The organism is Streptomyces sp. NPDC001890, assembly GCF_042891445.1.
In the GTDB taxonomy this organism is placed as follows: domain Bacteria; phylum Actinomycetota; class Actinomycetes; order Streptomycetales; family Streptomycetaceae; genus Streptomyces.
Genome location: NZ_JBIATE010000012.1, coordinates 35,239 through 49,579, shown reverse-complemented (window position 1 = coordinate 49,579; position 14,341 = coordinate 35,239). Strand labels below are relative to the sequence as shown.

General features: G+C 72.2%; 11 protein-coding genes. 5 read left to right on the top strand and 6 right to left on the bottom strand.

What is annotated here, in order from left to right; all coding sequences use genetic code 11:
• Nucleotides 1-187 precede the first annotated feature (187 nt).
• From ACFYY1_RS25905 to ACFYY1_RS25885, 5 genes are all read left to right on the top strand, one after another.
• Nucleotides 188-1,174 (top strand): hydroxyacid dehydrogenase, encoded by a 987-nt coding sequence (locus ACFYY1_RS25905; RefSeq protein WP_388589749.1) that lies wholly within the window; start codon nt 188-190, stop codon nt 1,172-1,174.
• A gap of 62 nt (nt 1,175-1,236) precedes the next feature.
• Nucleotides 1,237-2,331, top strand: coding sequence for a LacI family DNA-binding transcriptional regulator (locus ACFYY1_RS25900; protein ID WP_388589747.1), 1,095 nt, complete (start codon nt 1,237-1,239; stop codon nt 2,329-2,331).
• A 153-nt stretch (nt 2,332-2,484) separates the two neighbouring features.
• On the top strand, nt 2,485-3,894 hold the full coding sequence (locus ACFYY1_RS25895; protein ID WP_388589744.1) for a M60 family metallopeptidase: 1,410 nt from the start codon (nt 2,485-2,487) through the stop codon (nt 3,892-3,894).
• A 71-nt stretch (nt 3,895-3,965) separates the two neighbouring features.
• Entirely contained in the window at nt 3,966-6,341 is a 2,376-nt protein-coding gene (locus ACFYY1_RS25890; RefSeq protein ID WP_388590114.1) for a polysaccharide lyase 8 family protein, read from the top strand.
• Nucleotides 6,342-6,379: 38 nt separating this feature from the next.
• Nucleotides 6,380-8,290, top strand: a complete 1,911-nt coding sequence (locus tag ACFYY1_RS25885) for a DUF2264 domain-containing protein (protein ID WP_388589741.1) — start codon at nt 6,380-6,382, stop codon at nt 8,288-8,290.
• Between the two features lie 12 nt (nt 8,291-8,302).
• On the opposite strand, the gene ACFYY1_RS25880 is transcribed toward ACFYY1_RS25885, so the two are convergent.
• From ACFYY1_RS25880 to ACFYY1_RS25855, 6 genes are all read right to left on the bottom strand, one after another.
• Nucleotides 8,303-8,866: a GAF domain-containing protein gene (locus ACFYY1_RS25880; protein ID WP_376635602.1), complete on the bottom strand. Its 564-nt coding sequence runs from the start codon at nt 8,864-8,866 to the stop codon at nt 8,303-8,305.
• A gap of 20 nt (nt 8,867-8,886) precedes the next feature.
• Complete coding sequence (locus tag ACFYY1_RS25875; RefSeq protein ID WP_388590111.1) at nt 8,887-9,447, bottom strand: ATP/GTP-binding protein; 561 nt, start codon at nt 9,445-9,447, stop codon at nt 8,887-8,889.
• A 337-nt stretch (nt 9,448-9,784) separates the two neighbouring features.
• Nucleotides 9,785-10,156 (bottom strand): DUF742 domain-containing protein, encoded by a 372-nt coding sequence (locus ACFYY1_RS25870; RefSeq protein WP_351259008.1) that lies wholly within the window; start codon nt 10,154-10,156, stop codon nt 9,785-9,787.
• Between the two features lie 2 nt (nt 10,157-10,158).
• Nucleotides 10,159-10,593: a roadblock/LC7 domain-containing protein gene (locus tag ACFYY1_RS25865; protein ID WP_388589738.1), complete on the bottom strand. Its 435-nt coding sequence runs from the start codon at nt 10,591-10,593 to the stop codon at nt 10,159-10,161.
• Between the two features lie 7 nt (nt 10,594-10,600).
• Nucleotides 10,601-12,583 (bottom strand): ATP-binding protein, encoded by a 1,983-nt coding sequence (locus ACFYY1_RS25860; protein WP_388589736.1) that lies wholly within the window; start codon nt 12,581-12,583, stop codon nt 10,601-10,603.
• Nucleotides 12,584-12,970: 387 nt separating this feature from the next.
• Complete coding sequence (locus ACFYY1_RS25855; RefSeq protein WP_388589733.1) at nt 12,971-14,272, bottom strand: hypothetical protein; 1,302 nt, start codon at nt 14,270-14,272, stop codon at nt 12,971-12,973.
• Nucleotides 14,273-14,341: the final 69 nt, after the last annotated feature.

Genomic DNA, 14,341 nt, shown 5'->3' with positions numbered 1-14,341 from the left:
CGGTGAATTGGACAGTTGAGGCGAGAGGGAGCTTGACGGTCGGCCATCACGCTCCTTAGCGTGCCGGTCATTCCATAGAACGCGATTACTGTCCGGAGGCAGGGTGCGAACCACCGAAGAGGCACCGGCGCATTCCGGTAGCGATGCCGCAGCACCGTCCCCACGACGGCCGCGCACGCTCCTGGTCATGAGCCCCAGCCTGCTCGACGACGTCTTCCCGCCGCCGGTCCGAGCCCGTCTGGAGGAGACCGCCGAGCTGCTCAACCCGTCCGTGATCAGCGAGTTCGACTCCCCGGATGCCTCGGCGGCGCTTCGCGCCGCGGAGGTCCTGCTCACCGGCTGGGGCTGCCCGCCCGTCGATGCGGCGCTGCTGGACCGGACGCCCGCGCTGCGTGCCGTGATCCATGCGGCCGGCACGGTGAAAACGTTTCTGTCGCCGGTTGCGTTCGATCGCGGGATCGTCGTCTCGTCGGCCGCCGCCGCCAACGCCGTACCCGTCGCCGAGTACACCCTGGCGGCGATCATCATGGGCGCCAAGCGGGTCTTCCCGCTGGCCGGGCTCTTCCGCGCCCGGCGCACCCACCGCACCGGCGCCGACCTCGACCGGCAGCACTGGCTCGGCACGCACGGCCTGACCATCGGCGTCGTCGGGGCCTCCCGGATCGGTCGGCGGGTCATCGAACTCCTGCGGGTCCTCGACGTGGAGGTGCTGCTCTACGACCCCTATGTGAGTGCGGCCGAGGCGGAACTGCTCGGCGTCACCCCGACCGACCTCGACACCCTGGTGGCGACCAGCGACGTGGTGACCGTCCACGCCCCCGACACCCCGGAGACCCGCGGGATCATCGACGCCCGCCGGATCGGCCTGATGCGCCCCGGCACCCTGCTGGTCAACACCGCGCGGGGCCGGCTGGTGGACACCGAGGCACTGACCGGGCACCTGGTCAGCGGGCGGCTGGACGCGGTCCTCGACGTGACCTCGCCCGAGCCGCTGCCGGACAGCCACCCCCTGTGGGACCTGCCCAACGTCTTCCTCACCCCGCACCTGGCCGGCGCCCAGGGCAACGAGGTCGGCCGGCTGGGAGCACTCGCGGTCGACGAACTGGCCCGGTACGCGCACGGCACACCCTTCGACCACCCGGTGCAACGGGCCGATCTGGGGAGGATCGCGTGAACCCCTCCCCCGCACAGGCTCTAGGCTCGACGTCACACAACAGCCACCAGGGGGTGAGCCGGATGCGCCGGCAGAGCACGGCCGGGGACGGACAACGGCGGGCGACGGTCACCGACGTCGCACGGCGCGCAGGCGTCTCGACGGCCACCGTCTCCCGCGTACTGAACCGCAACTACCCGGTCGCCGAGGCGACCCGGGAGCGGGTCGAGTCCGCGATGCGCGAGCTGGGATATGTCGTCAACGCCCATGCCCGCGCCCTGGCCGGCGTCTCCAACCGCACCGTCGGGATCATCGTCAACGAGGTCATCGACCCGTTCTACGCCTACATCGCGCGCGGTGTGGAGCGGGAGGCCGCGCTCGGCGGACGGCTCTGCCTGGTCTGCTGCACCCAGGGCGACCCGCAGCGGGAGCTGGCCTTCATCGATCTGATGCACGAGCGCCGGGCGGACGCGGTGGTCGTGGTCGGCGGCTCCATCGCGGACCGCGGCTACACCACCGAACTGGCCCGCAGGGCGCGCGAGCTGGACGCGGGCGGATCGAAGCTGGTGCTGTGCGGCAGGCCGCCGCTGAGCGAACAGGCCCCGACCGTCGCGGTCGAGTACGACAACGAGGGCGGCGCCTTCGCCATCACCGACCACCTGCTGATGCAGGGGCACGAACGGATCCTCTACCTCGGCGGCCCGCCCAAGCTCTCCACCACCCGCGACCGGCTCGCCGGTCATCAGCGGGCACTGCGGCTGCGCGGCATCGCCCCGGACCCCGACCTGGTCCGGCCCGGCGCCTTCAGCCGCAACTTCGGCTACCGGATGATGGCCGAAGTGCTGCGGGACGGGCCCGACTTCACCGCCGTCTTCGCCGCCAACGACATGGTGGCGGCGGGCGCGGCCCAGGCGCTGGAGGAGGCCGGGATCCGGGTTCCGAAGGACGTGTCCTTGGTGGGGTACGACGACATCCCGGTGGCCCAGGAGCTGCGGCCGCGGCTGACCACCGTCCATGTCCCGCTGGAGGAAATGGGGCGCCAGGCGGTACGGCTCGCCGTGAACAGCGGGGACGAGGACGACTGGCGCGAACCCACCACGGGCGCACTGCGGCTCGGCACCCACATCGTGGTACGCGATTCCGTCGCGCCGAGGCCCGGCCGTTCCGCCGGGATGTGACCGGTTACTTCCCGCCTGTCCGCAGTTGGCCATAGAAAATAACAGTAACTTCTTGTCACCTCTTGCTTCCTCATAGCAACCGCTTACATGCTGGCGCCGAGCAGCACCGTTCCGCACGCCTCCGCCCTCACTCGTTTCCGCAGGGAGTTCCGCATGCGCATGCCCACAGACCCGGCCGGCTCCGCCACCACCTCTTCCGCCGCCGCCTCCCCCGTCGGCCGGCGTTCCGTTCTCGCCGCGGCCGCCGCTGCCGGGGCGGCCCTCGCACTCGGCGCCGCCGCCGGAACGGCTCGGGCCGCAACGTCCGGCACCGTCACGGAGCGCGCGGCCGGCCAGCCGGTCAAGCTGACCGTGACCGCCCGGCCCGCCGCCGAGGCCGAACGGCTGCGGCTCGCACAGGCCCTGCGCGGCTCGGAGTTCCAGCCCACCGGACTGTACGTCCCGGCCGGCACCCCGCTCTCCCTCACCGTCCAGCCGTTCGACGATCTGCTGCCCACCCTCTGGATCGGCGCCTGGGACTACTACGGCGAGATCACCGCGCCGCGCAGCTATCCGCTCGCCGCGGGGGCGAACACGATCACGGACCCGCACGGCGGGCCGGTCTACCTCACCCTGACGGGCAGCGGCGAGCAGGCCGGTGTGGTGTTCCGCTCCGGCGCCGTCCCCATGCCGGTCTTCACCCTGGGCCGCACCTCCGAGGCCGACTACCAGCAGCAGCTGGACACCCTCACCACCTCGCCGTACGTCGAACTGCACGCGCCGAACACCATCATGACGCTCACGCGCGAGGGCGCGCTGCTGTACCGCGACGAGGACCACGCCGCACTGCTCGGGCTGGTCGAGACGATCATCGACTCCCACGCCCGGATCAGCGGTCTGGACGGCTCGAAGCCGGTGCACCGGCGCAAGGCCGGGCCGTACCACTTCACCGAGGTCAGCAAGGTGCCCAGCGGCGTCGGCGCCTACGCCACCCATGGCTACAACGGCTTCCCGCGCGCCTACCTCGACCGGGCCACGACCGTGGAGGGGCTGCGGACCCGGGGCTGGGGGCTCTACCACGAACTCGGCCATCTCCACCAGCAGATGGCGTACAAGCCCGGCGGCCTGACCGAGGTCACGGTCAACATCTACTCGCTGGCCGCGCAGCGCACCCTGCAGCAGCCCTCCAACCTCCTCACCGTCGACCCGAAGACGGGGCTCACCTACTTCGAGTCGGCACGGCTGAAGTTCGGCACTGCCGGGCTGACGTACGAGAAGTCCTTCGGCGCGTACGAGAAGCTCGTCCCGTTGCGCCAGTTGGAGCTGGCGTTCGGCGACGACTTCTGGCCCCGGATGCACCAGCTGGTCCGCGAGGAGAACCCGCAGTCCGACTACACCGAGAACGACAAGCGCTACCGGGCCCTCGCCACCTGCTCCAGCCGTGTCGCGGGCTACGACCTCACCGACTTCTTCGTCAACACCTGGGCGTTCCCGATCGACGCCACGGGCCGGGCCGAGCTGGCCGCGCTGAACCTTCCGAAGCCGCCCGTCGACCCGTCCACGCTGGCCGACCGACCGCTGTGACAAGGGAGTTCACCGTGAACCTGAGCAGACGCACGCTGCTCGCGGCGAGCAGCGCCACCGCCGTCGCCCTCATGGCCCCGGCGGGCGCCGCGCACGCCTCGTCCGTCGCGGACCCATCCGGTGGAGCCGAAGGCGCGGCGGCACCCACCGCCGGCTTCGACACACTGCTCCAGCGGGCCGAATCCCTGCTCACCGGCGGCGGATTCGACCCGGACGACCCCGACTTCGCCACCGCTGTCGCGGCCCTGGACACCACGGCCGCCGAGCTGTGGGACACCCTCGACCGCGGCGCCGCCCGCACCGCGCTCTGGCCGGATCTCGCACCGCTGACCGACCCGGGCAACTTCGGCCAGACCTACACCCGGCTGCGTACCGTCGCGACCGCCTGGGCCACCAGGGGCACCTCCCTCGCCGGGTCGACGCGGGTGGCGGACGAGCTCGTCGCCGCGCTGCGCTTCACCCACGACACCGCGTACAACCCGGCCAGGCGCGAGACCGGCAACTGGTGGTTCTGGGAGATCGGCGCCCCGCGTGCGCTGATGGACTGCTCCGTCATCCTGCGCGACCGGCTGCCGGCGGTCGACCTGACGGACTATCTGGCGGTAGTCGACCGGTTCTGCCCGGACGCGGACCGCCGCACCAACTCCCCCACGCTCTCCGAGACCGGGGCGAACCGCACCGACAAGGCCGTCATCGTCGCGCTGCGCGGGCTCCTGGGGGAGGACCACGCCAAGCTCGTCTCGGCCCGTGACGCACTGTCCGACGTACGCGACTCGGGCCGCAACAGCCTTTTCCGGTACACGAGTTCGGGTGACGGCTTCTACGAGGACGGCTCGTTCGTCCAGCACGACGTGGTGGCCTACACCGGTTCGTACGGCGTCGTGCTGCTGGGCGGCACGGCGTATCTGCTGGCGCTGCTGGCGGGTTCCGAGTGGGCGGTGGCCGACCCGAAGGTTTCGGTGATGTACGACGCCGTCGAGCGGACCTTCGCCCCGGTGATCTTCGACGGGCTGATGATGGATTCGGTGCGCGGCCGGGCGATCTCCCGGGAGCGCGCCGGTGACCACCGTGACGGCGCGACGGCCCTGGCGGCGATCCTGCTGCTGGCGTCCGGCGCACCCGCCGCGTACGCGACGCGCTGGCGGTCACTGGTCAAGGGCTGGCTGACCCGGAACCGCGCCACCCCCTTCGAGTCCCTCGCCACCATCCCCCAACTCGCCCTGGCCAAGGCCGTCCTGAACGACGGTGCCGTACCGGCCGGACCGCGCTCCGCGGGCAGCCATGTCTTCGCGGACATGGACCGCGTCGTGCACCGCCGCCCCGGCTGGGCCTGCGCGCTGTCGCTGTCGTCGAAGCGGATCTCGGCCTACGAGGCGGGCAACGGCGAGAACCTGCACGGCTGGTACACCGGCGACGGCATGACATATCTGTACGACGGCGACGACCTCGGGCAGTTCAACGACGGGTTCTGGCCCACCGTCGATCCGTACCGCCTCCCCGGCACCACGGTCGACACCCGGCAGCGGACCGACCTCGGTACCGGCGCGGGTACGTCCACCTACCGTCCGGCCAACACCGTCGCGGGCGGTGCCGTGCTGGACGCCCGGTACGCGGCCGCCGCGATGGAGGTGATCGGAGCCCAGGGCACCACCCTGCGGTCCAGGAAGTCGTGGTTCCTGCTCGACAACGCGGTGATCGCGCTCGGCGCGGGCATCACGGCGAGCGACGGCCGGCCGGTCGAGACGATCATCGAGAACCGCAACCTGGGTACGGACGGACGCCACCGGCTGCTGGTCGACGGCGTCCACCTCCCCGTCGAGCAGGGCTGGAGCGGCGAGTTCGGCCGGGCCCGGTGGGCGCATGTCGAGTCGGTGGGCGGCTATGTGTTCCCGGAGGGAACCGCCCTGCGTGCCCTGCGTGAGGAGCGCACCGGCACCTGGCGGGCCATCGACACGGGCGCGGACACGGGTGGCAGCACCGACCCCGTCACCCGCCGCTACCTGACGCTCTGGACGGACCACGGCCCTTCCCCCACCGACGCCCGCTACGCCTATGTGCTGCTGCCGGGCGCGTCGGCCGCGGCGACCGCGGTGTGGTCGCGGTCCCGTCCGGTCCGGATCGTCGCCAACGACACCACCGCGCAGGCCGTGGAGGTGCGCCGGGCGGGGCTGACCGCGGTGCACTTCTGGGGCGCCGGAACGGCCGCCGGGATCACCGCGTCCGGCCCGGCGTCGGTGCTGGTGCGGCGCCAGGGCGGACAGGTCCGGGTAGCGGTCGCCGACCCCGGCCGGACGCTCACCACGCTCATGGTCGAACTCCCCTTCCCCGCACGGTCGGTGGCTCGGGCCGACGGCTCAGTGTCTCTCGCCCCGGGCCGCAGGCCCGTGCTCACCGTCGCCGTCGGCGGCTCACGCGGCCACACCCACCGGGCCGAACTCGTCCAGTGACCCACCCCGCGCATCACCCCCCGAGGAGCAGCACCACCATGTCCGTCGCACCGCATCTGCACCTGCCGCCACCCGACCGGATCCTGTCGTCACGAACCGGCTGGACCCGGGCGCACTGGGAGGCGACCGCCGACCGGATGCTGGACGCGCTGGTGCCGTACGCGACCCCCGGCTTCGCCCAGTACCGGCTGCCCGGCCGCGGCAGCTGGTCGGGGGTCGTCTCGGACGGTCTCGAAGGGTTCGCCCGGTCGTTCCTGCTCGCCGCCTGCCGGATCGCGGGCGCGGGCGGGGCGGTGGAACCCGCGCTGATCGAGCGGTACGCGGCGGGGCTGGCCGCGGGCACGGACCCCCGGAGCGGGGAGGCGTGGCCGAGGCTGACGGACTGTTCGCAGCAGATGGTGGAGGCGGCGTCGGTCGCGGTGGCGCTGCACGAGACCCGGCCGTGGATCTGGGACCGGCTGGACGCCGGGGTGCAGGAGCGGGTCGTCGACTGGTTCTCCGGGTTCGTCGGCGGGCGGACCTGGGACAACAACTGGCGGCTCTTCCAGGTGGTGTCCGAGCAGTTCCTCGCCTCGGTCGGCGCGCCGTACAGCCGCTCCGACATCGAGTCGAACCTGGACAGGATCGAGGACTGGTACGTCGGTGACGGCTGGTACACCGACGGGGACGGCCGCAACTTCGACTACTACATCGGCTGGGCGATGCATCTGTACCCGCTGCTGTGGTCGCGGATGGCAGGGGCCGACGACGGCGGCAGGACCGCGATCTACCGGCAGCGGCTGAGCCGGTTCCTGGAGGACTACCAGCACTTCTTCGGCTCCGACGGCGCGCCGGCCCACCAGGGCCGTTCGCTGACCTACCGGTTCGCGGCGCTGGCGCCGGTGTGGATGGGGGCACTGGCCGACTGCACCCCGCTGGCACCGGGGCTCACCCGCCGACTCGCCTCGGGCACGATGCGGCACTTCGCGGAGCGCGGTGTGCCGGACGAGCGGGGGCTGCTGACGCTCGGCTGGTACGACACGTTCCTGCCGAGCACCCAGCCGTACTCCGGCCCCGCCTCGCCGTACTGGGCGAGCAAGGGCTTTCTCGGGCTGCTGCTGCCGGCCGACCACGCGGTGTGGACGGCGCGCGAACTCCCGCTGCCCGTCGAGGAGTCCGACCAGTACACCGCGCTGCCCGCCACCGGCTGGCTGCTGCACGGCACCCGTGACGACGGCATCGTCCGGCTGGTCAACCACGGCAGCGACCACAATCCGCCGTACGACGAGTCGGCCGACCCCTCCGAGGGCACCGACGATCCGCACTACGCCCGGTTCGCGTACTCGACGGCGACGGCGCCCGAGGCCGCCCCGCACGCCGTGGCCCGTGCCGTCGACGGCCATCTGGCGCTCCTGGCACCGGACGGCACCCCGTCGCCGCGCCGCCGGATCCATCCGTTGCGCTGCGAGGACCGCGTCGCCGCCTCCTGGTACGCGGCCCGGCTGCCCGGTGACGATCACCCGTACCGGATCGAGACGACGAGTGTGCTGCACGGCCCGTGGGAGTTCCGGGTGCACCGGGTCGAGGCGCCCGAGGGCGCGGTGGTGCGGGAGGGCGGTCACGCGGTCGCCCATACGGAGCGCCCGTTCGCCCTGTCGGGTCCCGACTGGGCACTCGCCCGCACGGCCGACGGTCTCAGCAGCGTCCTGATCGGGCTGCACGGCTGGGACGGCGGCATCGAGGGGGCTGCCGTGGCACGCGATGTCCAGTCGAACGCGTACGGCCCGCACTCGGCGATTCCGTACCTCCGCAGCGGGCCGCACCCGGGCGGGCGGAGCATCCATGTCTCGCTGGTCGCCCTGTCCCGGGACGCCGTGCATCCGGAGGCGCTGCGCGACGCGGTGAGGGTGCGTGCGGGTGCCGACTCGGTGGTGCTGACCTTCCTGGACGGTACGACGGTCGAGGTCTGACCGCCGCCGGAGTCAGATCCCGATGCCGTTGCCCTCCCGCTGGTCGATGTGGACGACAAGCTCCATGGCCAGGGACTTGATCGTGTCGAGCCCTGCCCTGCCCCACGGGCGGGGCACCGTGTCGACGGCGCAGACGGCACCCAGGGCGACCCCCGTGCGGTCGATCAGGGGTGCTCCCAGATAGGAACGGATGCCTATCTCGTCGACCACCGGGTTACCGGCGAATCGCGGGTAGTCGCAGACGTCCTCCAGGACGAGCGCCTTGCGCCGTACGACGACATGCGGGCAGTAGCCGCGGTCGAGCGCCACGTACCGGCCACTGCGGCTGCTGCCCGCGGCCGCGGCTCCCAGGTCGGAGCCCTTGTGGGCACCGCCCGGGGTGTGGAGCCCGGCGAAGAACTGCCGGTTGCCGTCGATGAAGTTGACCATCGAGAACGGCACTTCGGTCACCTCGGCCACCCGGTCGGCGAAGGCGTCGAAGTTGTCGAACGACGCGTCGGGGCGCTCGCCGAGCCCGAGCGTCCTAAGCCGCTGGGTGCGGACGAGGGCGTCGCCGTCGACAGGCGTGAGCAGCATGCGGCCGGTGGTGTCCCGGATCACGGGTGGGCTCCGAAACCGGTCAACGGGGCCGGGGCCGAGGTGGCGTTGATCAGGTGCTGGACCAGGGTGACCAGGGCGCCGGTGCCCGAGCTGGCGATCCGTGCGTCGCAGAGCACCACCGGTACGTCCGGGCCCAGGTCGAGTGCGGCCCGGATCTCGTCGGGCGCGTAGCGGTAGGCGCCGTCGAACTCGTTCACGGCGACGATGAATCCGATGCCGCGCCGCTCGAAGAAGTCGACGGCGGCGAAGCATTCCGCGAGCCTGCGGGTGTCCGCGATCACGACCGCTCCCAGCGCTCCCTGGGAGAGTTCGTCCCACATGAACCAGAAGCGTTCCTGGCCCGGGGTGCCGAACAGGTAGAGCACATGCTGCTCGTCGAGGGTGATGCGGCCGAAGTCCATCGCCACGGTGGTCGCGGTCTTGGACTCGATGCCTTCGAGGCTGTCGGTGGCGGCGCTGACCTGGGTCAGCAGCTCTTCCGTGCTGAGCGGCGCGATTTCGCTGACCGCGCCGACGAACGTCGTCTTGCCGACCCCGAACCCGCCCGCCACCAGCACCTTGAGCGCGACGGGAAACCCCTCGGAGCCGGTGGGGGCGCCGAGGTCGTCGGGACCACCGGGGCCCGGCTGGGCTTCGTGACCCGGGGCGTCCGCGTAGCCCTGCGTGCCGCTGTGGTTCAGAGCGTCCCCGTAGCTCTGCGTGTCTCCGTGACTCTGCGCATCCCCGTAGCTGCGTGCATCTCCGTGGTTCCCCGGGTGTCCGTAACTCTCCGGGCCGCCGTAGCCCTCGGACTGACCGTAACCGCTGCGACTTTCATGGCTTCCGTGACTTCCGTGACTTCCGAAGCCTGCGGGGCTTGCGTTGTTCTCGTACGCGGCAGAGCTGCCGAAGCCCTCAGAGCTGTCGTCGTAAGCCATCGAGCACTGCCTCCAGCAGAGATCGGTCGGTGGGCATGTCGTGGAAGGCGGGTGGGTGGGCGGTCACTGCTCCGCAGTCGACCAGGTCGGAGACGAGCACCTTGGTGACGACCGCGGGCAGCCGCAGATGGGCGGCGATCTCGGCCACCGATGTGGGGCCGCCGCACAGCCCGAGCGCGACGGAGTGCTCGGGGCCGAGATGCATCTGCGGCTCGGTCCCCGTGGCCATGATCAGGGAGAGCAGGTCGAGCACGGTCGTGGGACGGGTCCGGCCGTTGCTCACGGTGTACGGGCGAATCAGCCGGCCGGCCGCGTCGTCGAGCAGCGGCCCGTCCTGCGGGACCGACACCCTCACAGCCCCGTGGCGCCCGGTGACCCGGCCGCTTGTCTGACCGGGGTCATCAGATAGGGCCGGACGCTCTTGACCAGCATGGTCATCTCGTAGCCGAGCACCGCCGCGTCCGCCTCGCGTCCGGCGAGGACGGCGAGGCAGGTGCCGGACCCGGCGGTGGAGACGAACAGCAGGGTCGAGTCGAGCTCGACCACCACCTGTCGTACCTCGCCGCTGTCGCCGAAGCGCGCTCCGGCGCTGCGGCCGAGCGAGTACAGGCCGGCGGCCAGCGCCGCCATGTGGTCGGCACTGTCGGCGTCCATGCCGTGAAGGGACTTCACCAGCCCGTCGGCGGAGAGGAGGACCGCGCTGCGTGTGTACGGGACGCGCTGGACCAGGCCGCTCAGCAGCCAGTCGAGGTCCGAGGCCTGACCGGACGGCATTTCGGTCGCCATGGTGCATCTACTCCTTGGAGGTGTTCGATTCGAGAGGGTCGTTGACCGGGGCGGCGTCCGGGGCAGGCCCCGAGGCGTACGGGGCGACGGTCGCGGCGGCTCCGCGTACCGGCAGCGGTTCGAGCGGGGCCCGGGGCTGCCAGGTCGCCGGGTCGGCCGCCGTCCCGGGGACCGTTTCCGGCTCCGGGACGGTGTCGGCCTCGGATTCGCTGCGGGCCTCGGCGAGTTCGATGCCCCGCCGGAAGGCCGCCATGAGTCCCGGGTCGTGGAGTGCCTGTTCGTCCTCGTTGCGCGGGGCCGGTGCCTCCCTGAGCTGCGGGACCAGGTGCTCCTGGTGGGCGCGCCTGGGCAGTTGGGGCCGGCCCATGGTGCCGCGCACCACTCCGGGCTCGGCGTGCCGGGCGTCGGGGGCGTCGTCCGTGGTCCGGATCGCGGGGGTGACCCCGTCCGGGGCGGTACGGTCCGGGCGCTCGGCGCGCAGTGGGAGCGGCGGGGCCTCGCCCTGGCCCTGGTCGCCCTGTGGCTGCTGGTGCGGTTGGTGCAGGCGCAGCGGCTGGCTGGGGACGTAGGGCTGGCGGACGGTGTTCGCCTGCGGACCCGGTGCGGTACTCGGACCGGGGTTCAGGCTCACGCCCGGTGCCGGGTTCGGGTTCAGGCCCGGCCTGTGGTGACCGGACCTGTCGTCCTCGGCCGGTGGGCGGTGTACGGGGCCGGGGGGCGGGACCGGAGCGGCGCCGCCCTCGGCCGGGGCGTCCCCGTCCACGCCGAGCAGGGACTGCGGGAGGACGAGTACGGCCTGGGTGCCGCCGTAGATGTTGCTCTGCAACCGGACCGCGATGCCGTGCCGTCGGGCCAGTGCGGCGACGACGAACAGCCCGATCCGGCCGTCCTGGAGCAGATGGGCCACATTGACCTGGTCGGGGTCGGCGAGCAGGGCGTTCATCCGCTTCTGCTCGTTGCCCGGCATGCCGAGCCCCCGGTCCTCCACCTCCAGGGCCAGTCCGGCGGTGACCTGCTGGGCGCGCAGCAGCACTTGGGTGTGCGGGGCGGAGAACACGGTCGCGTTCTCCACCAGTTCGGCCAGCAGGTGGATCACGTCCGCCACGGCGTGGCCGCGCAGGGTGCCGGCGATCGGGGGCACGAGCTTGACCCGTGGATACTGCTCGACCTCGGCGATCGCCGAGCGCAGGACCTCGGTCATGGTGACCGGGTTGCTCCACTGGCGCCGGGAGACGGCGCCGCCGAGGACGGCGAGGTTCTCGGCGTGCCTGCGGATGCGGGTGGCGAGATGGTCGACGTGGAAGAGGCCCTTGAGCAGGTCGGGGTCCTCGACCTCGTGCTCCAGCTCGTCGAGCAGCTGGATCTCGCGGTGCACCAGCGACTGCAGTCGGCGGGCGAGATTGACGAAGACCTCGACCTTCTGGTCCTCGCCGGAGTGCTCGGAGAGCCGGGACGCCTGGACGACCGCGGCCACGGCGGCCTCCTGCTGGCGGCCGAGCTCCTGGGCGAGCAGCTCGAAGCCGTCGCTGCCCGGGGCGGAGGGCTGTGCGGGCTTGCGGGCGGGCACCGGTTCGCCGTTGCGGAGCTGTTCCAGCACCCGCTGCAGTTCGGCCTGGCCCTGGGCGCTGGCGCGGCGCAGCGCCAGACAGCGGCCGAAGACGGTGGTGGCGACGCGGTTGGCGGCCAGGTATGCGGCCAGCACCGCGGCGAGCGCCAGGGTTCCGGCGGTGCCCAGCGCGATCCAGAGTTCGCCGGAGAGCCGGGCTCCGGTGGAGCGGGCGGTGAAGATGACCGCCGCGGCTCCGCTCAGTACCGCCACGACGGTCGGCAGCACCGCCGTGCGCAGGAGTTGGGGGCGTATACGTGCTTCGGGGGACGGCTGGGCGGCGCGCGGCCTGCCCGTGGCCGAGTGGGAACGGGCACCCGGTCGGCCGTGCCGTCCGCCCTCTCGGCGTTCCGGTCGGGCTTCGGGTGCGCGAAGTTGAGACATCAGTGTCCTCGGTACGTGGGGCACCAGGAATCGGCGTTCATGCGGTGGCACCTACGGTGGTCGGTCAGGCTCGGTTCATCGGTCGGGCAGGCTCGAACGTCATGAGCCCACCGTTGATCACCGGCCACACACGGTAGTCGTCAATGAAGCGGGTGCGGCGGGCAGTTGTCGAACTTGCCCGCCATCCGTCCCGCTCTGGTATGACCACTCGTACAAGAGGCCGATTACTCCGCATTGGCACCTGGCCGACCGGCACCCGAATGGCCGATCGGATTGAACCCATGAGCACACGAAACGGCCCGGCCCGGCCGGTCGTGCCGGACGGGACGGGCCGGGCCGGCGACGCCGACGGGCGCGCGGACGCTCACCGCCGCCCCTTGCCCCGGATCACGATGCGAGGACGCCGCCGGTGGCGACGGCTGCCGCCACGGTGCCGCCGATGACGACGGCCCAGGCAGCGACGACCGGGACGCGGGTGCTCCAGGCGCGCAGCGCGGGTGAGGTCGTCGCTCGGGCCAGGAACGCGTCGCGACCACGCAGTACCGCAAGCCCGACGCCGGTCAGCGTCAGCGCCATGCCGGCACCGAACGCCACCACCATCGCGACGGCCGCGCCCACCCGGCCCGTCAGCAGTCCGCCGAGGAGCACGAGGAATGCCGACGGGGAGGGGAGCAGGCCCCCGGACGTGCCGAGCAGCAGGATGCCGCGCCAGGTGAGCAAGGACGTGGACGTCGGGATGTGGTGGCCGTGGCCGTGGCCGTGGCCGTGGCCGTGCCCGTGGTCGTGCCCGTGGTGGTGACCATGGCTGTGGCCGTGCTTCCGGTTGGTCAGGTGACGTCGGAGCAGGCCGACGCCCACGGCGACCACGACCAGGGCCGCGATCAGCTGCAGCCACTTCGTCACCGCGGCGACGTCAGGTGCGTGCTGGGCGGTGAGCCACCAGCCCAGGGCGAGCACGGTGACCGACGCCGTGTGCATGACCGCCACGATGGCGCCGAGCCACAGTGCGTCCCGTGCCCTGCCCTGGCCGCCCACGAGGTACCCGGCCGCCAGTGACTTCCCGTGACCTGGAGCACAGGCGTGGAAGGCGCCCACCGCCGCCGAGACGAGAAGGGCCAGTGGCAGTACGACTCCGTGGTCCAGCAGTGCCGCAAGGTCTGTGGTCCACACCGTCGTCGTCGCGGACGCGGTGGCGGCGGAGCCGCCGGCTCGGCCGAGGGCCAGAGTGTGGGTGGGGGCGCTCGCCGTGTGCAGGCCACCGCCGCCCTTCTCCGTCACCGAGATGGTGCGGTAGGCCGGGTTGACGTCGGTCAGCGCGGTGATGCTGACGGCGACCGTGTCCACGGGTTCGGGGCAGACGTGGCGCACGACGGCGCCCTTGCTCGCGAGGTGCAGGGTGTCCACCTTGCCCGGTCGGCAATCGCGTCCGTCCTGGCGCACGGTGATGTGCGAGCCGAGATAGGCCGCCTCGGCCCCCTCGGCCGCCCGGTGCAGGACGTCCAGGTCGTCCCGCTGGGCGGACCAGGTGATCTCGACGTCACGGCCGTCGGCCTCGACCTGGGCGACCGGCGGCGTACCGAAGGGGTGCGCCTCGGCCGCGCCTGCGGCGCCGAGCAGTGTCAGTGCGGCGGCCAGGCCGATCAGCAGAAAGCGGGCGGCGTGGATGCGGGTGGTACGAAGGGTGTGCACGGTGGTGGTCCCGTCGGGAGTGGAGCGCCGCGAGTCGCCTCCCTCGGCGGGGAGGCGACTCGCGGACGG

What these genes read in the sequence shown, in the direction of transcription:
- ACFYY1_RS25905 (WP_388589749.1), top strand. Translation starts at nt 188, where the DNA reads ATGAGCCCCAGCCTGCTCGACGACGTCTTCCCGCCGCCGGTCCGAGCC.
- ACFYY1_RS25900 (WP_388589747.1), top strand. Translation starts at nt 1,237, where the DNA reads ATGCGCCGGCAGAGCACGGCCGGGGACGGACAACGGCGGGCGACGGTC.
- ACFYY1_RS25895 (WP_388589744.1), top strand. Translation starts at nt 2,485, where the DNA reads ATGCGCATGCCCACAGACCCGGCCGGCTCCGCCACCACCTCTTCCGCC.
- ACFYY1_RS25890 (WP_388590114.1), top strand. Translation starts at nt 3,966, where the DNA reads ATGGCCCCGGCGGGCGCCGCGCACGCCTCGTCCGTCGCGGACCCATCC.
- ACFYY1_RS25885 (WP_388589741.1), top strand. Translation starts at nt 6,380, where the DNA reads ATGTCCGTCGCACCGCATCTGCACCTGCCGCCACCCGACCGGATCCTG.
- ACFYY1_RS25880 (WP_376635602.1), bottom strand. Translation starts at nt 8,866, where the DNA reads ATGCTGCTCACGCCTGTCGACGGCGACGCCCTCGTCCGCACCCAGCGG.
- ACFYY1_RS25865 (WP_388589738.1), bottom strand. Translation starts at nt 10,593, where the DNA reads ATGGCGACCGAAATGCCGTCCGGTCAGGCCTCGGACCTCGACTGGCTG.
- ACFYY1_RS25860 (WP_388589736.1), bottom strand. Translation starts at nt 12,583, where the DNA reads ATGTCTCAACTTCGCGCACCCGAAGCCCGACCGGAACGCCGAGAGGGC.